The following is a 26,057-nucleotide window of genomic DNA, read 5'->3' on the forward strand; positions in this document are numbered from 1 at the left end:
CCGGGATGTCATCCCGATTTATTACAGCAACACAAGGAGTTCACAATGGCGAACTACACCGCAGCAGACATCAAGGCACTGCGCGAGAAGACCGGCGCAGGTATGCTCGACGTCAAGAAGGCTCTGGACGAGGCTAACGGCGACCAGCAGAAGGCTGCCGAGATCATCCGCGTTAAGGGTCTGAAGGGCATCACCAAGCGCGAGGGTCGCGCAACCGCTGAGGGCCTGGTAGCTGCACGCGTTGAGAACGGCGTTGGCTACATGATCGAGGTCAACTCTGAGACCGACTTCGTGGCAAAGTCCGACCCCTTCATCGCTTTCGGCCAGAACGTGCTCGAGGCTGCTATTGCTGCTGACGCTTCCACCCTGGAAGAGCTGCAGGCTGCATCCTACGAGGGCAAGACCGTTGAGGAGCTGACCACCGACGCTGGTGCACTGCTCGGCGAGAAGATCGTTGTCCGCCGCGTTGCACGCGTTGAGGGCGAGAACGTTGCAGTTTACCTGCACAAGACCTCCAAGGACCTGCCCGCACAGGTTGGCGTTCTGCTGGCTGTCTCCGGTGAGAACACCGACGAGATCGCACACGACGTTGCAGTGCACATTGCTGCAATGAGCCCCAAGTACCTGGATTCCGAGTCCATCCCCGCAGACCAGATCGAGACCGAGAAGCGCGTTGCTCGCGAGACCGCAATCGCTGAGGGCAAGCCCGAGAAGATTCTGGACAAGATCGTTGAGGGTCGCCTGAAGGGCTTCTTCAAGGAGAACACCCTGCTGGATCAGGACTTCGCAAAGGACTCCAAGAAGTCTGTTGCACAGGTTCTGTCCGAGGCTGGCGCAACCGCAACCGCATTCGCACGTTTCCGCGTGGGTGCATAAGGACTCGCTGCAGTTCTACCCTCCCGTATTACGGGTTCCCGGTAAGGGAAATCGTATGAGGTTGGGATTATAGCCTGAAGCCGGGTAGTCACCAGTGGTGGCTACCCGGCTTTGCTGTATCCTTGATAAGGACTAGGCGGCAGGAGCCCGCCCCAATCACCCATAACAATCCCTAGGTAAGCCACTGGAGGAACCATGACTGAAGCGAATCCCCGCCCGATGCACCGTGACGAGACCGGCCGCCGCCGCGTTTTGCTCAAGCTTTCCGGTGAGGTTTTTGGTGGCGGTGAAGTTGGCATTTCGACCGAGGTCGTGCGCAGCATCGCTAAGCAGATCGCCGCAACCGTTGGCGAAGTTGAGACCTCCATCGTGATTGGTGGCGGCAACTTCTTCCGTGGCGCTGAGCTTTCTCAGGCGGGTATGGACCGCTCCCGTGCAGACTACATGGGTATGCTCGGCACCGTCATGAACTCCCTGGCTCTGCAGGACTTCCTGGAGCAGGAGGGTATCGACACCCGCGTTCAGTCCGCTATCACCATGCCGCAGGTTGCTGAGACTTACATTCCTCGCCGCGCAATCCGCCACATGCAGAAGGATCGCGTCGTGATCTTCGGTGCTGGTGCGGGTCTGCCCTACTTCTCCACCGACACTGTGGCTGCGCAGCGCGCCCTGGAAATCCACGCGGACGAGGTTCTGGTCGCCAAGAACGGCGTGGACGGCATCTACACTGCGGACCCGAACAAGGACCCCAACGCTGAGCGCCTGTACAACCTCACCTACGATGAGGCTATGCAGCGTAATATCCGCGTGCTGGATCAGACCGCGTTCTCCCTGTGCCGTGACAACAACGTGACCATGCGCGTGTTCGGTATGCAGGGCGAGGGTAACGTGACCCGCGCAATCCTGGGCGAGAAGATGGGTACCCTCGTTACTCGCTAACACCTAAATTTTTAGGTTGGGGCATGCCTGGTGCCCCCTCTGATTGTGACCGTGCTCGATAGCGCGGACTTATTCTGGACGGTACCGCGCGGGTAGGCGCTAAAACTCGCTTATGCCCGCCGGTACCGTCTAGACTTATATCAAATACGACGTTCTGCCTCTTTCCCGCCGATTTCGCGTTATTCCTAAGGTTTTTGCCTCGGATGCGCCGCGGACCGGTGGGGAATCATGAGGGCTGAGCGTGCGCCCACCGACAATTCTGGCACCCCAGAATTCCGACAAAGGAGATCCTTTCGTGATCGAAGAAATCCTTGCCGAAGCCGGCGAGAAGATGGAAAAGACCATCGAAGCAACCAAGACTGAGTTCGCTAAGGTTCGTACCGGTCGTGTGAACCCCGCAATCTTCAGCGGCCTGACCGCAGAGTACTACGGTGCACCGACCCCGCTGCAGCAGCTGGTGTCCTTCAACGTTGAGGACGCACGTACCGTCAAGATCGTTCCCTTCGACGTGACCGCACTGGCAGCTATTGAGAAGGCTCTGCGTGACTCCGACCTGGGTGTTAACCCCAGCAACGACGGTGCAGCTATCCGCGTTGTCATGCCCGAAATGACCGCTGAGCGCCGTAAGGAATACACCAAGCTCGTCAACCACAAGGCTGAAGAGTCCCGTGTCTCCATCCGTAACGTCCGCCGCCACGCTAAGACCGCTATCGACAAGCTCGTCAAGGACAGCGAAATCGGTGAGGACGAAGGCGCACGCGCTGAGAAGGAACTGGACGCACTGACCAAGAAGCACATCGACCAGGTCGACGCACTGTACAAGCACAAGGAAGCTGAACTGCTCGAGGTCTAAACCCTGATGAGTGCACGCAAAGAAGCGAAAGAAGAGAGAGGCGCACAGCCGGCTCCACAACAGAGCCCGCAGGCGGCGGTAACCCCCGTGAAGTCGCGTAGCGCCAAAGCAGGCCGTAACCTGCCCGCCGCCATTGGCGTGGGCGTTGGTTTCGGTGTGCTGTTGGTGCTTGGCCTAATCTACCAGCCGATTTTTGTGGTGATTGCAGCTGCTGCGGCTGGCCTTGGTGCCTGGGAGATTGGGCACGTGCTCAACACCCGCCGCGGCTACGGCATCCCGGAATACCTGCTGGGTGGCCTGTCTGGCGCAATTGTGGTGGTGTCTTACCTGTTCGGTTTTACCGGGCTGGGCATCGCCCTGGCGGTGAGCCTGCTGGTGCTGCTGCTCTCTTCTGCTCTCGTGCGTGCTGACCGTCAGGTCTCACTGGGTAAGTCTTTGAGCGGTAGCGCCCTCGCGCTGCTGTGGGTGCCGCTGATGCTGGGCATCGCCATGGTCTACTTCCAGACCGACCACGGCGAGCGCGGCGTCCTCATGATTCTGCTGATGGCCATCTGCAATGACACGTTCGGCTTTATTGCCGGCGTGAATTGGGGTAAGCACCCGATGGCGCCGAAGATCTCTCCGAAGAAGAGCTGGGAGGGCCTGGCTGGCTCCTTCGTCGGCTCGGCGGTGGTTGGCGCTATCGCGTTGGCGGTCATGGGTTCGCCCTGGTATTGGGCTATTCCGCTGGCTGCGGTCATGGTGGTCGCTTCGACTGCCGGTGACCTGGTGGAGTCCGTGTTCAAGCGCCGTATGGGTGTGAAGGACATGTCGAATATCCTGCCCGGTCACGGCGGCATGATGGATCGCCTGGACTCGATTCTTTTCGCTGCGGCGGCTGGTTGCCTGATTTTCCGGTTTATTATGCCGCTCTAAAGCTTCAAGCTTTTATTGCTCGGAGGCGGGGCGTTTCTTCCCACGAGTGGGGGAGGGGCGTTCCGCCTTTGCTGTACCCGGTTTGCTGTATCCGCTGAATAGGGGCGCAGAAGTCAGGAAAGCAAGGGACTATATCTAAGACACCGCCCGCCAACCTTGCGTCAGGTAGCCTGCGCATTGGTATTCTTAAAGTTCAATCGTCGAGAGGAGCCCACTTTGGCAAGCACCACCCGCGGAGGCGGATTTGCCCGTGCCGGAGAAACCGAACCCGGCTACAAGCGTAGTGAAGTAGACCGCCTGTTCACCCGCCTCGCCGAGGACTACGAGAAGCTCAGCGGAGCCTCCGAACTGCCCGAAGACCTCTACACCTCCCGACGAATCCGCCAGGTCGTCTTCCGTGAAGAACCCGGCGGCTACCAGCTGGACGTGGTCGACCGCGCTCTCGAAAAGATTGAGGAACGCTTCGCCAAGCTCGAACGTAGCCGCTACATTGAGGCGTACGGCCTGGACAATTGGGAACGCTCCCTCGTAGAGACCGGCGAGCTGCTCGCGGGCCGCCTGGAACGCCCCGCCGGTGAGCGTTTCCGCCGCCCCAGCAAGCGCCGCCATATGGGCTACTTTGTCGGCGACGTGGACGCCATCTGCGACCGCGTGTACGCCCAGCTCAACAGCGAGGAGCCGCTGGACCCCTCCGTGGTGCGCCACGCAAAGTTCCGCCCCGCCTCGGGCACCGTCAGCTACGAGGAATCCCAGGTGGACGCTTTCCTGGACCGCTGCATTGAGCTGCTGCAGGATTTGCTCTAAAACGTATGTGTTGAATCCCCCGCCCCGTACGACAGGGTGGGGGATTCTTCTATGCTGAGGACAGCCCTAAACGCAGGCGTATGCCCGAACGTACCCGCGAGCTCATGAGACACTAGAACCATGAAGTTTGGATCCTCAGCACGCGTCGGCGGCAGCCGCGACCGCCTCACCGACGCCCTCACAGAACTCACCCGCGCACCGCAGCGCGTCACCCTCCTCGGCTCGACCGGCTCCATCGGCACCCAAGCCATGGAAGTCATCGACCACCTCGCCGCGCTCAAGGGCACCAGTGCCTCCGCCGCCGACGCACCGCTGAAGGTCGTCGCCCTCTCGGCGGGCTCTCGCTCCCTCGAGCTGCTCGCACGCCAGGCAGTGCACGTGCGCGCCGAACTGGTCGCCACCAGCGGCACCGCCGAGGACGCACAGCGCCTGCGCGAACTCATCGAGGCGGCAGCCTCCGAAGCCGGCGTCACCGGCTACACCCCGCAGATCGCCCACGGCCCCGAAGCATCCGTACAGGCGGCAGCACACCCGGCAGACACCGTCCTGAACGGCATCACCGGCTCTATCGGCCTGGAACCGACCCTCACCGCCCTCAACAGCGGCTACCGCGTGGCACTCGCCAACAAGGAATCCCTCATCGCAGGCGGCCCGCTCGTACGCGCCGCCGTCGACGCATCCCCCCTGGATACCCCCATGGTGCCCGTCGACTCCGAACACTCCGCCCTCGCGCAGGCGCTCGCCTCCGGAACCGACGCCGAAATCGACCGGCTGATTCTGACCGCATCGGGCGGCCCGTTCCGCGGCTACAAGCGCGAGCAGCTGCACGACGTGACCCCCGCGCAGGCGCTCGCACACCCCACCTGGGACATGGGCCTGGTCGTCACCACCAACTCCGCCACCATGGTCAACAAGGCACTCGAAGTGCTCGAGGCACACCACCTGTTCGGCGTGGACCTGGACCGTATCGACGTAGCGGTACACCCGCAGTCCGTCGTGCACTCCATGGTGCAGTTCGTGGACGGCTCCACCATCGCGCAGGCGTCGCCGCCGAGCATGGTCCTGCCCATCGCGCTGGGTCTGACCTGGCCGCACCGCATCCCCGGCGCCGTGCCTGCGTGCGACTGGTCGAAGGCGGCATCCTGGACTTTCGAGCCGCTGGACGAGGAAGCATTCCCCGCCGTGCGCATGATCAAGGACGCCGGTAAGGTCGGCGGCACCCACCCGGCAGTATTCAACGCCGCCAACGAGGAAGCCGTGGCGGCATTCCACGCGGGTGCGATTCGCTTTACCGACATTGTTGATTCGGTGGCGCGCGTGCTGGAGGAGCACACCGGCAGCGCTGAGGCTGTTTCTGACGCTGATTTGACGCTGGAGGCGGTGCTGAACGCGGAGCGTTGGGCTCGCGTTCGTGCGAATGAGCTGCTGGGTATGACCGGCAACTAACCGGTTCTGGGGGCGGTGCTTGCCCCCGGATTGGGGCTTGGAGGGACGGTGTTCGTCCTCGTTCCTACAGGGGCACCCGCCCTCGCTTCGCTTCGGGCACCCTGATGTCACTTTCGGACGACACCGCCCCTCCGCGCCCCCTTGCCTCCCTTCCCGGCCCATAGTAGGCTAGTGTTCAAAATATGTTCTCTCTAGGGCAAACAACGAAGACCCCCGAACGAGTGAACAAAGATGCAGCATATATTTCACGAGGAAGTGCCCCTATGCGTCGACCGAACACCCTACGAGCCCTTGCCGGGGCTATACTCCCGCTGACCTTGATGCTTAGCTCCTGCGGGTCCGGGCAGCCCAGCGCCGACTCCTCGGCGTCCGCTAACACTGAGAAGGCGTATAGCGCCTCCAAGAGCCCCGATAGTCAAGCTATCGAAAAAGTAGAGAACCTCGCTTCACTTTCTGACAACGTTGCCCGTGCCTACCAGCGTTCCCTGAGCCAGTGCATGGCTGAACGAGGATTCCCGAACTACAAGGTTCCTGCCGGAGAAACTGAACCCCCGCTGCTACAGACCGCTGGTTTCGAACCTCTCACCGTCGCGGATGCCCGCACTCGCGGATACAAAGAGCGCTGGTCTTTGGTAACTGCTGAGCTGGAAGAGCAGAGCCGCACTATGAGCGACGCCGAAATGCAGGCTCTTCACGGCACTGAAGGAAAGGGCGGTTGCCAGCAAGAAGCCACCCGCGCAGTCTTCGGTTCAGAAGAATCCCGTGCGATCATAAAAAAGGTCAACGTCACTGCGGTTCACTACCTTAACAACGACGCAATCTTCAAAGATCTTGGGCCCGCCACCGAGAAGTGGGCACAGTGCATGAAGGAACGCTTCGGAGGCGAGTACACGTCTCCGGATATGGCTCGCGAACAGTACCGCCAGAACAACCAGGACACCCACGAGCTGGCGATCAACGATGCGACCTGCCGCGAAGCAACCGGGCTAGATGCAGAACAGCGAAAGATGGCTATCGCTTACCTGAGTTCCTTCCTCGAAAAGGAGCAGGGCCTCATCGAGCAGGTGACCACCGCCAAGAAAACTGCTGAAGAGAACGCCCGAAAGATTCTGAGCTAATCCTGTGGACTAACCAGAACAGGCGTACAGGGTAGCTGCAACGGCTACACCTCGTCACAGCGTATTGTGCCCGGCACGTATCCCCGTGCCGGGCACAAACTAACCCCACACGGCATCGCCGCCCCTAAGCCCAAACGGCACAGATAATAGCGTTCCCACACGCGCACCCAAAGAAGGGACACCATGAGCGCCACCCCCACCCGCCAGAAGAAAACCCTCTGGCTCTACGGCATTATCGCCCTGCTTCTCATCATCACCGTCGGCACGCTCATCAGCGCCCAAAACATCAAAACCACCGCCCAAAAAGATGCGGAAGCGGCACCCCCGGACCCCTCCACCATCACCGCCGCGGTCACCCGCGAAAAACTGCGCACCACCGTGCCGCTGACCTGCACCGCGAACTACGCCACCTCAACCCCGCTACGCTACAGCGGCGAAGGACAGTACACCGCAATCACCATCAAACACGGTGACACCGTCGGCAACGGCACCCTCATCGCAGAAGTCAACGGTGAACCGCTCATCACCCTCACCGGCGGCTTCGCGCTCTACCGCGACCTCAAGCTCGACGACAGCGGCCCCGACGCTGCCCTCCTCAACGAGGCACTGACCGCCATGGGGCGTCAGGGCCCGCAGCCCGCGCGCATTACCGAAGACACCTACGAGGCTCTCAACAACCTCCTCGACAGCTTTGGCTACGCGCACGTCAAGACTGACCAGCCTATTCCCTCCCGCTACTTCCTCATCATCAACCGTGCCGGAGTTGTCACCGGCAACCCCCGCGCAACCGGCGCTATCGCAGATGGTCCCGTAGCCACCATTGCAGAAGGTAGCAAGACTCTCAGCTGCACCGGAACCACCGGTAGGCTCACCCCCGAAGCTCGTAGCGGCCAGAAGGTAACCGTGCCCTCTCTCGGTGATACTGAGTACGTTGCAACCCTCGGATACAAGAACACTTCTGAAGCTGCTGGCGCTGCAGGCAACAGCCAGGCCGGTCGCCAGGCTAATGGTGCAGAAGGCGCGGCTGGCTCTAACCTCAACGGCGCAGCCGGTGCGGCAGGAAGCACCGAAGGGGAACGTATCCTCACCCTCGACGTAGGGGATAAGGCGGACAGCCTTCGAGGCGCCGTCAACGCGGAACTTACCCTCGAAGAAACCCCCGAAGCGCACCTGGTCGTGCCCTCATCGGCGCTTTACACCCGTGATGGACAGACCCGAGTCATTGTGCTCGGCCCCGAAAGCTCCAACGGATCGAAGGCCCGCGAAGAACGCGAGGTAACCGTTACCGTCATCAGCAACGCCAACGGCAAGAACGCCGTCACCGGTGACCTGCACGAAGGCGACAGCGTCAAAATCATGCGCGAGAAAAAGTAGGGAGTAGCCATGACTGACTCCCGTGCCGCTCACGCGCACCCACCAGCCTATAGCGTCGATATTCAGGGAGTGTCCCAGCACTTTATGCAGGGTGACACTCGAATTGACGTGCTCAAAAATATTGACCTGAAAGTCCGCTACGGAGAAGTCGTTGCAATCCTGGGACCGTCCGGCAGCGGCAAATCAACCCTGCTGAACATCCTCGGTCTGCTCAGCACGCCCGCCTCCGGCAGCTACCTGCTGGACGGTACAGACACCGCAAGCTTCACCGCGGCACAGCGAGCTGAAGCGCGCCTGGACAACATCGGTTTCGTCTTCCAGGCGTTCCACCTCATCGAGCATAAGAACGTGTACCGCAACGTTGAGCTACCGCTCATCTACCGTGGTGTGCCCAAAGCGGAGCGAACGCAACGTGTTGCGGATACTCTCGCCCTGCTGGGGCTGAGCCACCGGACGGATGCGCCCATCACCACTCTCTCCGGTGGCGAGAAGCAGCGTGTAGCTATTGCTCGTGCACTCATTGGAGAACCGGCGTTGCTGCTCTGTGATGAGCCGACCGGCTCGCTGGATGAAGAGCTCACCCGTGAAGTGATTGACCTGCTCCGCGAATGTACGGGCGATCAGCAAAGCACGATTGTGATTACCCACGACCCGCTCGTGGCGGAGCACTGCGACCGGGTGCTGCGCATGCACGAGGGGCAGCTCATCGAGCAGAAAGCGCCGCAGCAGGAAGAAACGACCGCTCGTGAGCTTCTGAACCAGCCTAGCTTTACTGAGGAACAAGCATCTAAGCCGCAGGGGAGCGGGCGTGCACCCTGGGCGCTCGCCTCCCTCAAAGAAGCGTGGGACGCTACCGTTCACCGGGTGAGGCGCAATATCTTCACCATGCTTGGTGTGGTTCTGGGTATCGCTTCGCTTGTGCTGACCGTTGGTCTGACCGCCACCATTTCTGGGCAGCTGGCGGACAGCTTCGACATTTTTAGAGCTAAGCACCTGACGATTAGCTCTACCCGAACCGAAGCTATGAGCCGGGCTGAACTTCTGAGCCTAGCGGCAAGCGAGAATTATCGGCGTGTTAGCCAGCTGAACGGAGTGACCGGTACCGCGCTGGTGGATCAGCTGGATGAATCCACCGATATTCAGCGCGGCCCCGACAACTTTGGCGAGCGCGGCGCTAACGTGACGGCGTCCGTCCTTGCTGCAACGCCCACTATCTTTAGCGTGCAGGGTCACGAGCTGGTGTGGGGCCGTACCTTCGATGAGGGGCACGTGGAGCGTAACGATAAGGTTGCGGTGCTCAGCGAAAGCGTGATGCGCCAGCTTGCGCTGCCCTATAGCCCCGGGGTCACGGTTTATATTCACGATGAGCCGTACACCGTCATCGGTGTGGTGCGGGAGAATCCCTCGCTGACTCTTTCGTACGGTTCGGTCTACCTGCCTCTGGGCGCGAAGCCTGGCGCCGATGCTGAAGAAGCACAGCCCGCTGCCGGTGGTGGTGGCGCTGCGGCGCAGACCGGTAAGCGTTCCACTCAGATTGTGGTGAGTACTGTTGCCGGTGCCGCAAACCAGATTGCGGAGGAAGCACCGTACGCGCTCTCGCCGGAACGCCCTGCGCTGTATAGCGTGAGTGTTCCGCCGGAGCCGAAGACTCTTCGTGAGGCTGTCGACCAGCAGCAACGCACTATGCTTCTTGCGATGAGCGTTATTACCCTCGTAATTGGTGCGATGGGCATTATGAATACGTTCCTGGTTGCGGTGATGGAGCGTCGCCGTGAGGTTGGATTGCGTCTGGCTATTGGTATGCGCCCTTCGGGCATTCTGCTGCAGTTCTCGGCGGAGGCGCTGCTGACCGGCATCCTGGGCGCGGTGGCTGGTATTGTGCTGGCAGTTAACGGCATTTCGATTGTGTCTTTGATGAACCGTTGGACGCCGATTATCAGTGCTGACACTATCCTGCTGGGACTGGGCGCTGGCGCACTGGTTGGTGTGTTGGCTGGTCTGTACCCGGCGGCGAAGGCATCGCGTATTGACCCGGCACAGACCTTGGCGGCAGGCTAGTCGCGCTGAGTAGGGTTTGGAGGGGCGGTGTCGTCCGAAAGTGACATCAGGGTGCCCGAAGCGAAGCGAGGGCGGGTGCCCCTGTAGGAACGAGGACGAACACCGCCCCTCCACAACGCGTCCCAAACAAACCCAAAAGAAAGCGGGGGAGGGCGCCTTCACAGGCTAAGCGAGTATCCTAGAAGCTTCGTATCCCCGAACCGAAACGAGAAAAAGCGTGGAAATCCTGCTGTACGCTGTGGGCATTATCCTCATGGCAATCGCTATTGCCGTCTCGATTGCCCTGCACGAGGTGGGGCACCTGGTGCCCGCGAAGCTGTTCAATGTGCGCGTCCCGCAGTACATGATTGGCTTTGGTAAGACCGTGTTCTCTTTCCGCCGCGGTGAGACTGAGTACGGTTTCAAGGCGATCCCGTTGGGTGGCTACATTTCGATGATTGGCATGTACCCGCCGAGCCCTGCTGAGGTGAAGAATCACCATGAGGAGGGCCATTCGGGGAGCACGAGCCCGTTTGCGTCCCTGGCTGAGGAGGCGCGTGCAGCAGATGCCGAGCGTCTGCAGCCGGGCGACGAGAACCGCCTGTTCTATAAGTTGCCGGTGCTCAAGCGCATGGTGATTATGTTGGGTGGCCCGACGATGAACCTGCTGATTGGCGTGGTCTGCACGGCTATTTTGGTGTGCGGTTTTGGTACGGCGCAGGTGACGAATAAGGTGTCGGCGGTGTCTGAGTGCGTGCCGAGCGTGAGCGTGACCCATGATTCGATCAGCTATGGCGAGTGTACGGATAAGTCCACCCCGTCGCCGGCTAAAGCTGCGGGCGTGCAGGTGGGTGACCGTGTGGTGGCGGTGAACGGTACCCAGACTGGTTCGTGGGAGGCTGTGTCTTCGGCGATTCGTGCGGCGGGTTCTCACCCGAGCACTTTGACGGTGGAGCGTAATGGTCAGCGTCTGGATTTGTCGGTGACTCCGGTTGAGATGATTCGCCCGGTTTCTGACGGTAAGGGCCAGTATGCGCGTGCTGCGGATGGTTCGATTGCGACGACTCGCGGCGGTTTTGTGGGTGTTTCTCCGTCGAGTGAGTTGGTGCCCGGTTCTATTGCTGAGGTGCCCGCGATGGTGGGCGATACGCTTTCGCGTGTGGGTTCGTCGATGCTTTCGCTGCCGCAGCGTGTGTGGGAGCTGACGGTGACTCTGGTGACTGGTGGCGAGCGCAGTGCTGAGTCGCCCGTGTCTGTGGTGGGTGTGAGCCGTATTGCCGGTGAGGTGACGGCTACTGACCGTATTGATGTGAAGGCGAAGGCCGCGATGTTGGTCTCGCTGGTGGCGAATATGAATCTGATGCTTTTTGCGTTCAATCTGATTCCGCTGTTGCCGTTGGATGGTGGCCACGTGTTGGGTGCGCTCTGGGAGGGTGTGCGTCGCTTCTTTGCACGTCTGACTGGGCGTAAGGATCCGGGCCCGTTTGATCCGGTGAAGCTGCTGCCGCTGACGTATGTGGTGGCGGGCGCATTCATTGTGATGTCCATCATCCTAATTGTGGCGGATATTGTTAAGCCCATCACCCTGTTTTAGCGTGTTGTCACGCGCGGTAAGGGTACCCGTATTAGTGCTTTCTTTCGCGTCAGTGGCACAATAAAAAGTTGAACGAAGGATGCGTCGTACGTCCTTCACAACCCATGTATGGAGGAAAACCTTGTCGGTCAGCCTTGGTATGCCGAAGCCCGCTCCTGCGGTTCTGTCGCCGCGTCGTAAAACCCGTCAGTTCAAGGTGGGTTCTGTCGGTGTTGGTTCTGAATCTCCGATTTCGGTGCAGTCGATGACGACCACTAAGACCCACGACATTGGTGCGACTCTGCAGCAGATTGCTGAGTTGACCGCTGCCGGTTGCGATATTGTGCGTGTGGCGTGCCCGACCGATAAGGATGCGGAGGCTCTGCCGATTATTGCGAAGCAGTCCCGCATTCCGGTGATTGCTGACATCCACTTCCAGCCGAAGTACGTGTATGCGGCTATTCAGGCTGGTTGCGGTGCTGTGCGTGTGAACCCGGGTAATATCCGTAAGTTCGACGACCAGGTGAAGGAAATCGCTCAGATGGCTTCGGACCACGGCGTTTCTCTGCGTATTGGTGTGAATGCTGGTTCGCTGGATAAGCGTCTGCTGGAGAAGTACGGCAAGGCTACTCCGGAGGCTCTGGTTGAGTCTGCTGTGTGGGAGGCTTCGCTCTTTGAGGAGCACGGTTTCCGTGATTTCAAGATTTCTGTGAAGCATAACGACCCTGTGGTGATGGTGGAGGCGTACCGTCAGCTGGCTGAGCGCGGTGACTGGCCCCTGCACCTGGGTGTGACTGAGGCTGGTCCGGCGTTCCAGGGCACTATTAAGAGCTCGGTGGCGTTCGGTACTCTGCTGTCTCAGGGTATTGGTGACACCATCCGCGTGTCGCTGTCTGCTCCTCCGGTTGAGGAGGTGAAGGTGGGCACTAAGATCCTGGAGTCGCTGAACCTTCGCCCCCGCAAGCTGGATATTGTGTCTTGCCCGTCCTGTGGTCGTGCGCAGGTGAACGTGTGGGAGCTTGCTGAGAACGTGACTAAGGGCCTGGAGCACATGAAGGTTCCGCTGCGTGTTGCCGTGATGGGTTGCGTGGTGAACGGTCCGGGTGAGGCTCGTGAGGCTGACCTGGGTGTGGCGTCCGGTAACGGTAAGGGCCAGATTTTCGTGAAGGGCGAGGTCATTAAGACTGTGCCTGAGGATCAGATCGTTGAGACTCTGATTGAAGAGGCGACCCGTATTGCTGCTGAGATGGAGGCTTCGGGCGAGTATGTTCCCGAGGGTTCCCCGGCTGTTTCGGTGAGCTAGTTAGCTTTGTGCGCGGAGGCGCCCTGGTGAGGGGCGCCTCCGCGTTTTTCCGGTTATGGTGGTGGCAGGCTTTGTGCTTGTCGCCGCTGATTGTCGCCGCCGGTTGTCGCCGCATGATTCGGCTACTTTTTGGGGTGCGCCCCGCACTGTCACTCATCTGTCTATCGCTCAACTCCTATCACTCAACACAGCATGCTTAATCTTTTATCTTCTCTTCGCCCAAGTTCTTTCCGCTCTAAATCCAAGCGCGGCAGACGGGCTGCTTCGTCGATGGATTCTTTCCCTATGCCTGATCGCGTGAAGGAACACGTTTTTGCCCTGGATGCTCGGTGGTGCGATGAGCTGGAGGACGTCCTTTTTAGCGACCCGGTCCCGAATCTGTACCCCATTGAGCACTATTTGGCGTGCCCTCTTCCGGCGAAGGCGCCGCGTATTCCGCTGCACTACTATCAGGGTTTCGTGGGTTGTGAGCGTGACGGTCAGCTGTGCTGTGTGCTGCTGTTGGGCTCGAATGTGGTGCCGGTGCGACTGTGCGGTGCCGCTATTGAACATGCCGCGGTTGAACATGCTGAACATGATGTTGCCGAACAGGCAGAAACCTCTGATGCCCCCACCCTGGATGCTACGGCGCTTGCGCATCGTGACGCCCTGGCGCAGCTGCTGCTGCAGGTGGGTTCTCGCCTGGATTCCATGTTCGGTGAGAGCGCCTTCGTGATGCCCCTGTGGACGCGCATGCAGGAGCTGTGCGAGCAGACTCGGGGCGGTAAGGGCCCGGTTCCGCTGCTGCAGATGCTGCAGCCGAGCCTGCGTGATGGGTGCGATCACCGTGCGCGGGTTCTGTCGGAGCGCCCCGTACAGCCGCTGCTGTACCTGCCGCCGGAGAAGGACCTCGCCCGCTTCTACGAGGCGGAGCTTCCCGAGCTGCCGGAGCACCTGCCCGCGCCCCTCAAACCTGCCGATGCCCCCACCGGTGCTTTTCAACTCATCGGTGAGCCTGCCGGGTATGCGCGCCTCGCCACCTCCGCGGACCTGGGGGAGCTGCTACCCGCCGCGGCCGCCATGTTCACCGAGGAGGTCGGCTTCGACCCGATTGCCCGCTACGGTGACGGCTATGCGGCGCGCCTGCGCACGCTCATTGCCGGTCAGCGCAGCGCCATTGTCACCGATGTGAACGGGCGCGTTATCTTCAAAGCGGATGCGGGCATCGTGAACCTGGACGCCGCGCAGGTGCAGGGCGTGTGGCTGCACCCGGATTACCGCGGCTACGGGCTGGCTAAGCCGTTCTTTGCCGCCGCCGCGCAGATTCTGCAGCGCCACTACCCGCACTTGAGCCTGTACGTGAACGACTACAACGCCCGCGCGCTCGCCATGTACCGGGGGACCGGTTGGGAGCAGATTGGGCAGTTCTCGACCATCATTTTTGAGCGCTAAACACGCCGAACCCTAAAACGCTATAAAATTAAAGACGACTGTGCCTTCTTTACGGCTCACCCGGTGAGCCTCGGGCACCCTACCTAAACCTATCGACCTTTCAAGGAGAATCGTGGTACTTCGCCTTTCCAACCTCTTCGTGCGCACTCTGCGCGAGGACCCCGTAGATGCCGAGGTCGCCAGCCACAAGCTGCTGGTCCGCGCCGGTTACATCCGCCGCGCAGCCCCCGGCGTGTACACCTGGCTGCCCCTGGGCCTGAAGGTACTGCGCAAGGTCGAGAACATCATCCGTGAAGAGATGGACGCCATCGGCGCGCAGGAAGTTCACTTCCCCGCACTGCTGCCCCGCGAACCCTACGAGGCAACCAACCGCTGGGACGAGTACGGCGATAACCTCTTCCGCCTCAAGGACCGTAAGGGCGCAGACATGCTGCTGGCACCCACCCACGAGGAAATGTTCACCCTGCTGGTGAAGGACCTGTATTCCTCCTACAAGGACCTGCCGGTCTACCTGTACCAGATTCAGACCAAGTACCGCGACGAGGCGCGCCCCCGCGCGGGTCTGCTGCGCGGCCGCGAGTTCGTCATGAAGGACTCCTACTCCTTCAACATTGACGATGAGGACCTGAACGAGGCGTACATGGCGCACCGCGCCGCCTACCAGCGCATCTTCGAGCGCCTGGGCCTGGAGATTGTCATTGTGACCGCGCAGTCCGGCGCGATGGGTGGCTCCCGCAGTGAAGAGTTCCTGCACCCGACCCCCATCGGTGAGGATACTTTCGTGCGTTCGGCTGGCGGCTATGCAGCTAACGTTGAGGCCGTGACCACCGTGGTTCCCGAGGAAATCGAAATCACCGAGGACACCCCGGCGGCAATCGTCGTGGACACCCCCGACTCCGCCACCATTGAGACCCTGGTGGAGCGTATGAACGAACTGCACACCGAGGTGACCGGCGGCGCCATCGAGGCTTCGCAGACCCTCAAGTGCTTCCTGGGCACCGTCATCACCCCCTCCGGCGAGCGTAAGGTCTTCGCCGTGGGCGTTCCCGGCGACCGTGCCGTGGACCTGGGCCGCGTTGAGGTCAACATTGGCGCGCTGCTGGGCATCGGCGGCGAGGTTGAGGTTGAGGCAGCCAGCGAAGAGGACCTGAAGGCATTCCCTCAGCTGGTCAAGGGCTACATTGGCCCCGGTCTGAGCCTGGACGCACCCCTGCTCGGTGCACACTCCGAGGACGAGGATGCGGTGGCTTCCGCAACCGGCATTCCCTTCTTCGTTGACCCCCGCGTGGTGCGCGGTACCCGCTGGGTCACCGGCGCAAACGAAGAGGGCAAGCACGTGGCAAACCTGGTCTTCGGCCGCGACTTCACCGCCGACGGCGTTATCGAGGCGTGCGAGGTCCGTGAAGGCGACCCGGCACCGGACGGCTCCGGCGAGCTGGTGGCAGCCCGCGGTATCGAGATGGGCCACATCTTCGCCCTGGGCCGCAAGTACGCTGAGGCACTGGGCCTGAAGGTTCTGGACCAGAACGGCAAGCTGCAGACCGTGACCATGGGTTCCTACGGCGTGGGCGTGACCCGCGCACTTGCCGCTATCGCCGAGGGCAACCACGACGAGAAGGGCCTGATCTGGCCGCGTAACCTGGCGCCCGCAGACATTCACATCGTCGTCACCGGCAAGGACGCAGCATCCCACGAGTACGCTGAAGAGCTCAGCGCATCCCTGGAATCCGCTGGCCTGCAGGTTATGCTGGATGACCGCCCGAAGACCAGCCCCGGCGTGAAGTTCGGCGACGCCGAGCTGCTGGGCGTGCCCACCATCCTGGTGATTGGTCGCGGCTTCAAGGACGGCGTGCTGGAGCTGAAGGACCGCCGTAGCGGTGAGGCTCGTGAGGTGTCCGTTGAGAACGCGGTGGCTGAGGTCATCGCAGAGGTCAAGGGAGCGTAATCGTGGCGTACAAGCCGAAGCGTTCTGGCTCTAAGAAGAGCGCCCCGAATGCGCGCGCTCGCCGTGCCGCATCCCGCGTGGCGAACGGTGTGAACACTTCCCGTACTCGCGCTGAGCGTGAGCCCGTGGTGGAGGCACCGGTGCGCGTGGGTACCCGCGCGATCCGCGAGGAGGAGGTTGCCGAGGCGATTGCCCCGGTCATTTCTGAGTTCTCGCTGGTTCTGGAGGGCCTGAAGATTTCGGGCCCGGCGGCGAACCGTACCGTGAAGATTACGGTGGACTACACCGCTGAGCGTACCGATTCGCTGTCGCTGGATTCTCTGGCGGAGATTTCCGGCGCGATTTCGAGCGCTCTGGACCGTGCGGATGAGAACGACGAGTTCTTCCCCTACGAGCTGGAGGTGTCCTCGCCGGGTGCTACCCGCGCCCTGACTGAGCGCCGCCACTGGGAGCGTGCCCGCACCCGCCTGATTGCGGTGACCGCCCCCGACGGTACCGAGTATCTGGCGCGTCTGCACGAGGTGCAGGACGAGGGTCCGGTGCTGGCTCGTAAGAAGAACACGAAGAAGGGTCAGAAGGAGTCGTACCACGAGCCGTCTTTGCTTCCGTGGGAAAATATTGCTTCTGCTCACGTCGAGATTGACTTCAATTCGCCTGCTGAGCCGGTAGAATAGAGTTATTAAAGCTTCAGGCACGGGGTGCTCCGTGCCAGGTATATACCGTTCGGGAGCCGGGGCGCACTAAGCGTCCCGGCGCCGTGCTAACTGGGAAAGGCTGAAAAGCGTGGAGGATATTAAAACTATTGACCTGGGCGCACTGCGCGCATTGGCGAAGCAGCGCTCTCTCGTCATGGAGGAGCTCTTCACCCTGGTTGAGAACGCCCTGCTGCTCGCGTACATGAAGCAGCCCGGCGCTATTAAGGGCTCTCGTGCCGTCATCGACCGTACTACCGGCGAGTTCGTCATTCTGGCTCCTGAGCTTGATGAGGACAACCAGAAGATTGACGAGTTCGACGATACCCCGAACAACTTTGGCCGTATCGCTGCCGCAACCGTCCGCCAGGTGCTTTCGCAGCGTCTGCGTGACGCTGAGGACGCATCCGTTCTGGGCGAGTTCAAGGACCGTGAGGGCACCCTGGTGTCCGGCGTGATCCAGCAGGGCAACAACCCGCGTATGGTTCAGGTTGACCTGGGCACCGTTGAAGCTGTTCTGCCCAGCAACGAGCAGGTTCCGGGTGAGAAGTACTCGCACGGTACCCGCCTGCGCGCCTACCTGGTTGAGGCTCGCCGCGGCCCGAAGGGCCCCTCGATTGTGGTTTCTCGTTCGCACCCGAACCTGGTTCTGCGCCTGTTCGAGCACGAGGTTCCCGAGATTTCTGAGGGCCTGGTTGCTATTAACTCCATCGCGCGTGAAGCTGGTCACCGCTCCAAGATTGCTGTGTCCGCTAAGAACCCGACCATTAACGCGAAGGGTGCGTGCATCGGCGATATGGGTGCCCGTGTGCGTGCGGTTGCTGCCGAGCTGAACGACGAGAAGATTGACATTGTCGACTACTCGACCGATCCGGCAACTTTCATCGCTGCGGCGCTGTCCCCGGCGAAGGTCACCGAGGTCATTATCGCGAACCCGCGTGAGTACTCCGCTCGCGCAGTGGTTCCGGATGATCAGCTGTCCTTGGCTATCGGCCGTGAGGGTCAGAATGCGCGTCTGGCAGCGAAGCTGACCGGCTGGCGTATCGATATTCTCTCCGAGTCCAAGTACGCTCAGGTTCGTGCCGAGGAAGAGGTCGCGGCTCGCGTGGCTCGTAGCCTGGCAGAAGAAGCAGCAGAAGAGTCCGCACAGGACGCTGAATAAGCATTAGCCCCGGTGAGGGGCGTATCCCGCGGCATATCCTTTTGATGCAGGCGCAAGAGATCGGGCAGCAACGTGCCCGGTGTTCTTGCGCCTGCGTCACAGTTTTGCCCATGATTCTTAAAAACGGGATACACTATTAAGATGTACCGGTGCGTAACCGGGCGCTTTAACGCGCCCTCGCACGCACCGGATAGAGCATCACGAATGTACCGCGAACGCGGTTCTACACACGCTAGAGAGGGGAGAGGACCATGAGCGATTACGACCTCACCGCAACCTCCGAAGTGTTTGAAGGACCGGTCCGCACCTGCATCGGATGCCGTGCCCGCGATGAACAGCGCAACCTGCTACGCATCGCCCGCACACCCGTCACGTCTGCTACCGAGCAGGCGGACACCCCGCCCTATCAGCCCGATGTGGCGGGAATTATGCCCGGACGAGGCGCTTGGATCCATCCGAGCGAAAAGTGCGTAGCCGCTCTACAGAAAAAGAACGGTCTGGCGCGCGCCTTCAAAAAAGCGGTTCCTGCAGCCCAGCTGCAGGCGTGCTGTGAGCAGATTCGAGCCGTGATTGCGGACTCGACCCCCTCATAGACGCTTTTCGGGTATATGCCCTCTGTAAGTCAACGAGTTTGACGACTTCTTATCTGAAAGCGAGTCAGAAAACTGATGGATATCTAATGAGTGCCGCGAAATGAGTACCCTTTCGTGCTCACCCACCGGCAATTTCACGAATTGGCGCGCCTTCGGGCGTGCACCCCGTAAACATTAGTGTCCGCACCATTCCCGGTGCGGACCGGGAATGGAGAAAATTTGGCTCAGCCTCGAGTACACGAGTTTGCTAAAGAAGTAGGCGTACCTTCCAAGGAAGTTATCGCCAAGCTCAAGGATATGGGCGAGTTCGTTAAGAGCTCCTCTTCCACCCTGAACCCCATGGTTCTGAAGAAGCTGCGCGCGGAATTCCCCGCCGCAGCCGCTAAGCCTGCCGCAAAGGCAGCACCCGCGGAGTCGGCAGCTAAGCCGGCTCCCAAGCCCGCAGCGGCAAAGCCCGCCGCTAAGCCTGCGGCAACCCCCAAGCCCGCAGCGGCAAAGCCTGCCGCTAAGCCGGCACCCAAGCCTGCAGCAGCTAAGCCCGCCGCAAAGCCGGCAGCAGCTGAGGGCGCAGCTCCCAAGCCTGCAGCAGCTAAGCCCGCCGCAAAGCCGGCAGCAGCTCCCAAGCCCGGCGGCCCCCGCCCGGGTAACAACCCCTTCGCATCCCAGCAGGGCATGGCACGCCCCGAGGCAGCACCGAAGCCGGCAGCACCCAAGCCTGCCGCTCCGAAGCCCGGCCCCAAGCCCGGTCCTCGCCCCGGTAACAACCCCTTCGCATCCCAGCAGGGTATGAAGCGTGGTGGCGGCGACTCCCAGCGTTCCGGTGGTCCCCGTCCGGCACGTAACGGTCGTCCCGGTGGCAACGGTGGCGCACGCCCCGGCGGTAACGGCGGTCCCCGCCCCGCAGGTGGCGCACGTCCCGGTGGTAACGGTGGCCCCCGCCCGGCAGCTGGTGCACGTCCCGGTGCGCCCCGTCCGGCTGGTGGCGGCGGTGCACGCCCGAACCCCTCGATGATGCCCAAGGTTTCCAACGTTGGTGGCGGTGCGTCCGGCTCCAACAACGGTGGCGGTAACGGTGGCGGCGGCGCACGTCGCGGCGGCGGTTCCGGCGGCTTCAACCGCGGTCCGGGCCGTCCCGGCCCCGGCGGTCGCGGCAACGCACAGGGTGCATTCGGTCGCGGTGGCTCCAAGCGTAAGGGCCGCAAGTCCAAGGCAGCTCGCCGCCATGAGCAGGAGCAGCTGAACGCACCGGCACCCGGTGGCGTGGTTGTTCCTCGCGGCGACGGCTCGACCGAGATTCGTCTGCGCCGCGGCGCGTCCATCATGGACTTCGCTGAGAAGATTGGCGCAAACCCGGCATCGCTGATTACGGTTCTCTTCCACCTGGGTGAGATGGCTACCCAGACTCAGTCCCTGGACGAGGAGACCTTCGAGCTGCTGGGTGCCGAACTGGGCTACGTCATCAAGATTGTTTCCCCGGAGGATGAGGAACGCGAGCTGCTCGAGTCCTTCGACATCAACCTCGAAGCCGAAGCAGAAGCTGAGGGTGAGGATGTTCTGGAGGTTCGTCCCCCGGTTGTTACCGTCATGGGTCACGTTGACCACGGTAAGACCCGCCTGCTGGACGCTATCCGTAACACCAACGTCATTGAGGGTGAGGCCGGTGGCATTACCCAGCACATTGGTGCATACCAGGTCCACACCACCGTTGAGGGTGAAGACCGCGCGATTACCTTCATCGATACCCCCGGTCACGAGGCGTTCACCGCTATGCGTGCCCGTGGTGCGAAGGTTACCGACGTGGCAATCCTCGTGGTCGCAGCGGATGACGGCGTTATGCCCCAGACCGTTGAGGCACTGAACCACGCACAGGCAGCTAACGTGCCGATCGTGGTTGCTGTGAACAAGATCGATAAGGAAGGCGCGTCCCCGGACAAGATCCGCGGCCAGCTGACCGAGTACGGTCTGATCCCCGAAGAGTACGGTGGCGACACCATGTTCGTGGATGTCTCCGCCCGCAACGGCACCAACATCGACGAGCTGCTTGAGGCTGTCACCCTGACCGCTGACGTGCTCGAACTGACCGCTAACCCGAACAAGGAAGCACGCGGTGTTGCTATTGAAGCAAACCTGGATAAGGGCCGCGGTGCGGTTTCCACCGTCCTGGTTCAGTCCGGTACTCTGCACGTCGGTGACGCTATCGTTGCCGGTGTTGCTCACGGTCGCGTTCGTGCAATGTTCGATGAGAACGGTCAGGCTGTGAAGGAAGCTGGCCCGTCCCGCCCCGTTCAGGTGCTGGGTCTGTCCACCGTTCCTCGTGCAGGCGACACCTTCCTCTCCACTGAGGAAGAGCGTACCGCTCGTCAGATTGCTGAGAAGCGTGAGGCTGCTGATCGTAACGCTCAGCTGGCTAAGCGTCGTAAGCGCGTGACCCTCGAGTCCTTCGATGCCGCTGTGGCTGAGGGCAAGATGGACACCCTGAACCTGATTATTAAGGGTGACGTCTCCGGTGCTGTGGAAGCACTGGAAGAGTCCCTGATGAAGATCGACGCCGGTGGCGACGAGGTTCAGCTGCGCGTCATCCACCGCGGTGTGGGTGCTATTACCCAGAACGACGTGAACCTGGCAACCGTGGACAACGCGGTCATCATCGGCTTCAACGTCCGCCCGGCAGAGCGCGTTGCAGAACTTGCAGACCGCGAAGGCGTCGAGATGAAGTTCTACTCGGTTATCTACCGTGCGATTGAGGAAATTGAGCAGGCCGTCAAGGGTATGCTCAAGCCTGAGTACGAGGAAGTGGAGCTCGGCTCCGCAGAGATTCGCGAGGTCTTCCGCTCCTCCAAGTGGGGCAACATCGCAGGTTCGATCGTCAAGAACGGCATCATCAAGCGCAACGCCAAGGCACGCCTGGTGCGCGACGGTTCCGTGGTGGCAGAGAACCTCACCATCGAGTCGCTGCGTCGTTTCAAGGACGACGCTACCGAGGTTCGCGAAGGTTTCGAGTGTGGTATTGGCCTCGGCTCCTTCAACGACATCAAGGAAGGCGACATTATCGAGACTTGGGAGATGCGCGAAAAGCCGCGTGTCTAAGGCTCACACGCTGATGCGCCCGTCACCCGCTAGTGTTCCCGCACCCGCAGGCTTCTAAAACTGGAGCCTGCGGGGCGGACGCTGGCGGGGCGGGCGCTTCCGCATTACCTGGAACGCCTCCGTAACACCCCGAGTGTTCGCGGAAGCACCACGAGATTTCAAGGAGAAACACATGGCTGATGCAGCCCGCGCGGCACGACTTGCCGATCGCATCAAGGTAATTGTGGCGAAGGCGCTGGAGCGTCGTGTTAAGGATCCCCGCCTCGGTTTTGTGACCATTACCGACGCCCGCGTGACCAACGACCTGCAGCACGCAACCCTCTACTACACCGTGTTTGGCTCCGAAGAGGACGCCGCAAACACCAAGAAGGCGCTGGAATCCGCTAAGGGTATTCTGCGCTCCGAGGTGGGTAAGAACATCACTGCCCGCCTGACCCCCACCCTGACTTTCGTTGCTGACGAGGTTCCCGAGAACGCCTTCCACATTGAGGCGCTTCTGCGTGAGACCCGCGAGCGCGACGCCAAGCTGGCAGCCGCTGCCGAGGGCGCCGAGTACGCTGGTGAGGCTGACCCCTACAAGAAGGATGAGCCTGCCGAGGGTGAGGACGCCTAAGTGGCGAAGAAGCAACCTCATGGCCCGTCCGGCCTGATGGTCATTGATAAGCCCGCCGGGATGAGCAGCCACGACGCAGTCTCTCAGATGCGTCGTATTGCTGGCACCCGGCGGGTTGGTCACGCCGGTACGCTGGATCCTGCCGCGACCGGCGTGCTGATTTTGGGCATCAATAAGGCGACGAAGCTGCTGACCTATCTGGTCGGTCAGGATAAGACCTACGACGCGACGATTCGCCTGGGCATTGAGACTCTGACGGAGGACGCCGAGGGCGAGCACACTGCCGCCCACCCGGACGCCGTTGAGGCCCTGACCGGTTTGGGCGCTGAGCAGATGCGCGCGCGCATCCTGGAGGCTGTGGCGCAGTTGAGCGGCGATATTCTGCAGGTTCCCTCTGCGGTGTCTGCTATCAAAATCAACGGTGTTCGCTCGTATGCGCGTGTGCGTAGCGGTGAGCAGGTTGAGTTGGCGGCGCGTCCGGTGACGATTAGCGAGTTCACGGTACATTCCATCAACCCCGGCTTTGCCGAGTACGTGATTGAGGACCCCGAGAACGAGGGCGAGCAGACGGCAACCTCGGTTCCCGTGATTGACTGTGAGGTGACGGTCTCGTGTTCCTCGGGCACCTACATTCGTGCCCTGGCGCGTGATTTGGGCAAGATTCTGGGCACCGGCGGTCACCTGACGGCTCTGCGTCGTACCCGTGTGGGTGCTGTGGTGCTTGAGGATGCCGCGGATTTGGCGCAGTTGAAGCAGCGCCGCGAAGAGTCGGAGGCACCGCTGGAAGATTTGCCGCTGCTACCCCTGGAGGAGGCAGCACGCCGCATCTTTGGTGCGCGTGAGCTCACGGCAGCGGAGGCGAGCGATATTTCCTACGGCCGCCGTATTAGCCCCAGTGGCGACGGTTCCGTGGTGAAGCGTTCCGTGCACGCGAGCGCGGATGAGTCCGGCGCGGTGCAGCATGCCAGCGTTGAGGGTATTGTGGCGGGTTTCGCCCCGGACGGTACCCTGGTCGCCCTGCTGGAGAATAAGAAGCAGCGTGGGAAGGTGCAGGCCGCCCCGGTGCTGGTTTTTGAGGCGAATCGTTCCTTCAACTAGGTGTTGAGGCATTATGATGGGCGAAGAGGGTTCGGCGTTTGCACCTCCTGAACCCTTATTGATTCAGCGTCCTATTCATTCAACGCGCTAACTGATACAACCCTGAACACACATGACTACTCGTGCGGGTGCCCCGGCCCTGCTGAAGGAGAGAAGATGAGCGAGAACCAGAGCTCCGCTAAGAAGGCGAGTGAGCCTCGTACCGCGCCGGTACCGCGCGTAGAGTCTGCACAGACTGAAGCTGCCGCGAAGGCGGGTACTGCTAAGCCTGCTGAGTCCACTATTTCTGCGGCGAAGACCCCCGAAGGTGTTCGCGTGACCGCACCGGCTGCCGGTGATAAGGCATCGCAGAAGGCAGCTAAGAAGGCTGAGAAGAAGGCAACCCGCGAGGCGTTTGCCCGCCCCAAGAGCATTGAGGAGGCGGCTAAGCCTCAGAACCGTGCGGCGTTCCGTGCGGCGGTGGCGCTGTACGGTCTGTTCATGATTGCGTACGGTGTGTGGCAGGTTCTGGGTGGTATCCGTGTGATTCCGGATGCGCCTCAGGATTTTGCGAATCCCTCGGTGCAGTCGAACTACGTGTTCTTCGCGGCAACCTATGTGGGTGTGGGCCTGTCCTTCGTGTTTATCGCGCTGAAGTTCAAGTGGGTGAACATGCTCGCGTTCTCCTGCCTGGTGGTTTTCCTGGGCGGCGTGGGTCGTATCCTGTCGTGGGCGTTCTTCGGCACCCCGCACTGGTCGCTGATCGTGCTGATGGTGACCGAGCTGGTCATCCCGCCCTGCCTGCTGGTCTGGTACGGCTGGATTAACAAGTCCAACAAGATTCGCGAGGAGATGCTGAAGGCTTCTCGTAACCAGGCTCGTAAGTAGTCGTAACGCCCGGGGAGGTTCCTGCCGCACGGTGGGGTGCCTACCCGGGCTTTCGTGTGGGCGGGGTGGTGGTGTGGATTTTCCACGTGTGCCTTGAGGTGTGCCGGAGGCGCCTCCAGACTCCGTGACGGCAGAGGAGAGGGCATCGCCTGAGAGGGGCACCGTCCCATTCCCTGTTGATTCCCGTTTTGAATTCTGCATCCTGCCGCCTGTGGTCTAGGATGGATAGGTACATTTATCTTTTTCAGGAGAGCCCGTGACCCTCTACACCGCTTTGAGCGAGGTCCCCGCCGGCTACGGCCCCTCGGTCGTGACCATCGGCAATTTTGACGGCGTGCACCGTGGACATGCCCGCGTGATTTCGCGCGTGGTCTCCCTTGCTGAAGAGCACGGTTTGAGCTCTATCGCGGTCTCTTTTGACCCGCACCCGATGCAGGTGCACCGCCCCGAGGTGCCCCACCACGACATTATGGGTCAGGGCTCGCGCCGCTACTTCATGTGCCTGCTGGGCCTGAACGACTACCTGTTGCTGAACTACAATCTGGAGTTCGCTGCGCAGACCCCCGAGGAGTTCGTGAAGTCCACTTTCGTGGATGCGCTGAATGCGCGTTTCGTGGTCATTGGTGATGACGTGCGCTTTGGCAAGAACAACTCTGGCGACCTGAACACTATGCGTGAGCTGGGGGAGAAGTACGGCTTTGAGGTCGTGGTCGTTGAGGATCTGATGGTGGATGAGAACACCCGCTGCTCCTCGACCCGCATCCGTGAGCTGCTGCTGGAGGGCGATATGCCTGCCGCAACCGAGCTGCTGGGCCGCCACCACATGATGGCTGGTGAGGTTGTGCACGGTCTGGCACGCGGCCGCGAGTTGGGCTTCCCGACCGCGAACCTTGAGCTGGAGGCGCGCGGCCTGATTCCCGCCGACGGCGTGTACGCCGGCTGGCTCGTAGACGAATCCGGTAACCGTCACCCCTCCGCTATTTCGGTGGGTACGAACCCGACTTTTGACGGTATTGAGCACCGCCAGGTTGAGGCGCACGTGATTGACCGCCCCGAGGAGCGCGTGGAGGATTTCAACCTGTACGGTCAGCGTGTGCTGATTGAGTTCGTGAAGCGTCTGCGCCCCATGGTGGCGTACACCGGCGTTGAGGCGCTGATTGAGCAGATTAACGATGACGTGGTGCAGACCCGCGAGGTGCTGGCTGAGGACGCGAAGAACTACTGCCCGCCGGAGTGCCCGGTGCAGGCGGAAGTGAAGCATCCTCATCTCTAAGAGCAACAGCCTGCGCTCATAGCTTTTGCCTTTAACGGCTTTGAAGCCCCGGCGGCAG

21 protein-coding genes are annotated in these 26,057 nt (G+C 61.3%); all 21 read left to right on the forward strand.

Features of this window, described 5'->3' with window-relative positions; translation table 11 throughout:
- The first annotated feature begins 45 nt into the window (after window positions 1–45).
- The 21 genes from tsf to AB8E48_RS07645 all read left to right on the forward strand — a co-directional run bounded on the left by tsf (window position 46) and on the right by AB8E48_RS07645 (window position 25,999).
- On the forward strand, window positions 46–876 hold the full coding sequence (gene tsf, locus AB8E48_RS07545; RefSeq protein WP_005507065.1) for a translation elongation factor Ts: 831 nt from the start codon (window positions 46–48) through the stop codon (window positions 874–876).
- Between the two features lie 195 nt (window positions 877–1,071).
- The gene (pyrH, locus tag AB8E48_RS07550) at window positions 1,072–1,815 is read left to right on the forward strand and encodes a UMP kinase (protein ID WP_005507067.1); all 744 of its coding nucleotides are present in this window, start codon (window positions 1,072–1,074) and stop codon (window positions 1,813–1,815) included.
- Window positions 1,816–2,110: 295 nt separating this feature from the next.
- Window positions 2,111–2,668, forward strand: a complete 558-nt coding sequence (gene frr, locus AB8E48_RS07555) for a ribosome recycling factor (protein WP_005507069.1) — start codon at window positions 2,111–2,113, stop codon at window positions 2,666–2,668.
- Between the two features lie 6 nt (window positions 2,669–2,674).
- A complete protein-coding gene (locus tag AB8E48_RS07560; protein ID WP_368886295.1) occupies window positions 2,675–3,583 on the forward strand; it encodes a phosphatidate cytidylyltransferase in 909 nt (302 codons plus the stop codon).
- Between the two features lie 216 nt (window positions 3,584–3,799).
- On the forward strand, window positions 3,800–4,387 hold the full coding sequence (locus AB8E48_RS07565) for a cell division protein DivIVA (protein ID WP_070847199.1): 588 nt from the start codon (window positions 3,800–3,802) through the stop codon (window positions 4,385–4,387).
- A gap of 120 nt (window positions 4,388–4,507) precedes the next feature.
- Entirely contained in the window at window positions 4,508–5,833 is a 1,326-nt protein-coding gene (dxr, locus tag AB8E48_RS07570; RefSeq protein ID WP_368886296.1) for a 1-deoxy-D-xylulose-5-phosphate reductoisomerase, read from the forward strand.
- Window positions 5,834–6,096: 263 nt separating this feature from the next.
- The gene (locus tag AB8E48_RS07575) at window positions 6,097–6,951 is read left to right on the forward strand and encodes a chromosome partitioning protein ParA (protein ID WP_368886297.1); all 855 of its coding nucleotides are present in this window, start codon (window positions 6,097–6,099) and stop codon (window positions 6,949–6,951) included.
- A gap of 183 nt (window positions 6,952–7,134) precedes the next feature.
- On the forward strand, window positions 7,135–8,325 hold the full coding sequence (locus AB8E48_RS07580) for a secretion protein HlyD (RefSeq protein ID WP_368886298.1): 1,191 nt from the start codon (window positions 7,135–7,137) through the stop codon (window positions 8,323–8,325).
- 9 nt (window positions 8,326–8,334) lie between these two features.
- A complete protein-coding gene (locus AB8E48_RS07585; protein WP_368886299.1) occupies window positions 8,335–10,383 on the forward strand; it encodes an ABC transporter ATP-binding protein/permease in 2,049 nt (682 codons plus the stop codon).
- 217 nt (window positions 10,384–10,600) lie between these two features.
- Window positions 10,601–11,956 (forward strand): RIP metalloprotease, encoded by a 1,356-nt coding sequence (locus AB8E48_RS07590; protein WP_368886300.1) that lies wholly within the window; start codon window positions 10,601–10,603, stop codon window positions 11,954–11,956.
- A 139-nt stretch (window positions 11,957–12,095) separates the two neighbouring features.
- The gene (gene ispG / locus AB8E48_RS07595; protein ID WP_044142245.1) at window positions 12,096–13,238 is read left to right on the forward strand and encodes a flavodoxin-dependent (E)-4-hydroxy-3-methylbut-2-enyl-diphosphate synthase; all 1,143 of its coding nucleotides are present in this window, start codon (window positions 12,096–12,098) and stop codon (window positions 13,236–13,238) included.
- A 285-nt stretch (window positions 13,239–13,523) separates the two neighbouring features.
- Window positions 13,524–14,669, forward strand: a complete 1,146-nt coding sequence (locus AB8E48_RS07600) for a GNAT family N-acetyltransferase (protein WP_368886301.1) — start codon at window positions 13,524–13,526, stop codon at window positions 14,667–14,669.
- A 112-nt stretch (window positions 14,670–14,781) separates the two neighbouring features.
- Window positions 14,782–16,614, forward strand: a complete 1,833-nt coding sequence (locus AB8E48_RS07605; protein WP_368886302.1) for a proline--tRNA ligase — start codon at window positions 14,782–14,784, stop codon at window positions 16,612–16,614.
- Between the two features lie 2 nt (window positions 16,615–16,616).
- A complete protein-coding gene (rimP, locus tag AB8E48_RS07610) occupies window positions 16,617–17,288 on the forward strand; it encodes a ribosome maturation factor RimP (protein ID WP_049345046.1) in 672 nt (223 codons plus the stop codon).
- A 109-nt stretch (window positions 17,289–17,397) separates the two neighbouring features.
- The gene (gene nusA, locus AB8E48_RS07615; protein ID WP_368886303.1) at window positions 17,398–18,468 is read left to right on the forward strand and encodes a transcription termination factor NusA; all 1,071 of its coding nucleotides are present in this window, start codon (window positions 17,398–17,400) and stop codon (window positions 18,466–18,468) included.
- Window positions 18,469–18,719: 251 nt separating this feature from the next.
- The gene (locus AB8E48_RS07620) at window positions 18,720–19,061 is read left to right on the forward strand and encodes a YlxR family protein (protein WP_368886304.1); all 342 of its coding nucleotides are present in this window, start codon (window positions 18,720–18,722) and stop codon (window positions 19,059–19,061) included.
- Between the two features lie 219 nt (window positions 19,062–19,280).
- Window positions 19,281–22,148 (forward strand): translation initiation factor IF-2, encoded by a 2,868-nt coding sequence (infB, locus tag AB8E48_RS07625; protein ID WP_368886305.1) that lies wholly within the window; start codon window positions 19,281–19,283, stop codon window positions 22,146–22,148.
- A gap of 172 nt (window positions 22,149–22,320) precedes the next feature.
- Window positions 22,321–22,761 carry a 30S ribosome-binding factor RbfA gene (gene rbfA, locus AB8E48_RS07630; protein WP_070832699.1) on the forward strand — a complete coding sequence of 147 codons (441 nt, stop codon included), beginning with the start codon at window positions 22,321–22,323 and terminating at the stop codon, window positions 22,759–22,761.
- Window positions 22,762–23,859: a tRNA pseudouridine(55) synthase TruB gene (truB, locus tag AB8E48_RS07635; RefSeq protein WP_368886306.1), complete on the forward strand. Its 1,098-nt coding sequence runs from the start codon at window positions 22,762–22,764 to the stop codon at window positions 23,857–23,859.
- 156 nt (window positions 23,860–24,015) lie between these two features.
- Window positions 24,016–24,726: a DUF4345 domain-containing protein gene (locus tag AB8E48_RS07640; protein WP_368886307.1), complete on the forward strand. Its 711-nt coding sequence runs from the start codon at window positions 24,016–24,018 to the stop codon at window positions 24,724–24,726.
- Window positions 24,727–24,982: 256 nt separating this feature from the next.
- On the forward strand, window positions 24,983–25,999 hold the full coding sequence (locus AB8E48_RS07645) for a bifunctional riboflavin kinase/FAD synthetase (RefSeq protein WP_368886308.1): 1,017 nt from the start codon (window positions 24,983–24,985) through the stop codon (window positions 25,997–25,999).
- Window positions 26,000–26,057 lie beyond the last annotated feature (58 nt).

The organism is Rothia mucilaginosa (genome assembly GCF_964211445.1).
GTDB classification, from domain to species: domain Bacteria; phylum Actinomycetota; class Actinomycetes; order Actinomycetales; family Micrococcaceae; genus Rothia; species Rothia mucilaginosa_E.

Excerpts from the sequence above, each read along its gene's own strand:
- tsf (WP_005507065.1), top strand. The coding sequence starts at position 46 with ATGGCGAACTACACCGCAGCAGACATCAAGGCACTGCGCGAGAAGACC.
- pyrH (WP_005507067.1), top strand. The coding sequence starts at position 1,072 with ATGACTGAAGCGAATCCCCGCCCGATGCACCGTGACGAGACCGGCCGC.
- AB8E48_RS07560 (WP_368886295.1), top strand. The coding sequence starts at position 2,675 with ATGAGTGCACGCAAAGAAGCGAAAGAAGAGAGAGGCGCACAGCCGGCT.
- dxr (WP_368886296.1), top strand. The coding sequence starts at position 4,508 with ATGAAGTTTGGATCCTCAGCACGCGTCGGCGGCAGCCGCGACCGCCTC.
- AB8E48_RS07575 (WP_368886297.1), top strand. The coding sequence starts at position 6,097 with ATGCGTCGACCGAACACCCTACGAGCCCTTGCCGGGGCTATACTCCCG.
- AB8E48_RS07580 (WP_368886298.1), top strand. The coding sequence starts at position 7,135 with ATGAGCGCCACCCCCACCCGCCAGAAGAAAACCCTCTGGCTCTACGGC.
- AB8E48_RS07585 (WP_368886299.1), top strand. The coding sequence starts at position 8,335 with ATGACTGACTCCCGTGCCGCTCACGCGCACCCACCAGCCTATAGCGTC.
- ispG (WP_044142245.1), top strand. The coding sequence starts at position 12,096 with ATGCCGAAGCCCGCTCCTGCGGTTCTGTCGCCGCGTCGTAAAACCCGT.
- AB8E48_RS07600 (WP_368886301.1), top strand. The coding sequence starts at position 13,524 with ATGCCTGATCGCGTGAAGGAACACGTTTTTGCCCTGGATGCTCGGTGG.
- AB8E48_RS07620 (WP_368886304.1), top strand. The coding sequence starts at position 18,720 with ATGAGCGATTACGACCTCACCGCAACCTCCGAAGTGTTTGAAGGACCG.
- rbfA (WP_070832699.1), top strand. The coding sequence starts at position 22,321 with ATGGCTGATGCAGCCCGCGCGGCACGACTTGCCGATCGCATCAAGGTA.
- AB8E48_RS07640 (WP_368886307.1), top strand. The coding sequence starts at position 24,016 with ATGAGCGAGAACCAGAGCTCCGCTAAGAAGGCGAGTGAGCCTCGTACC.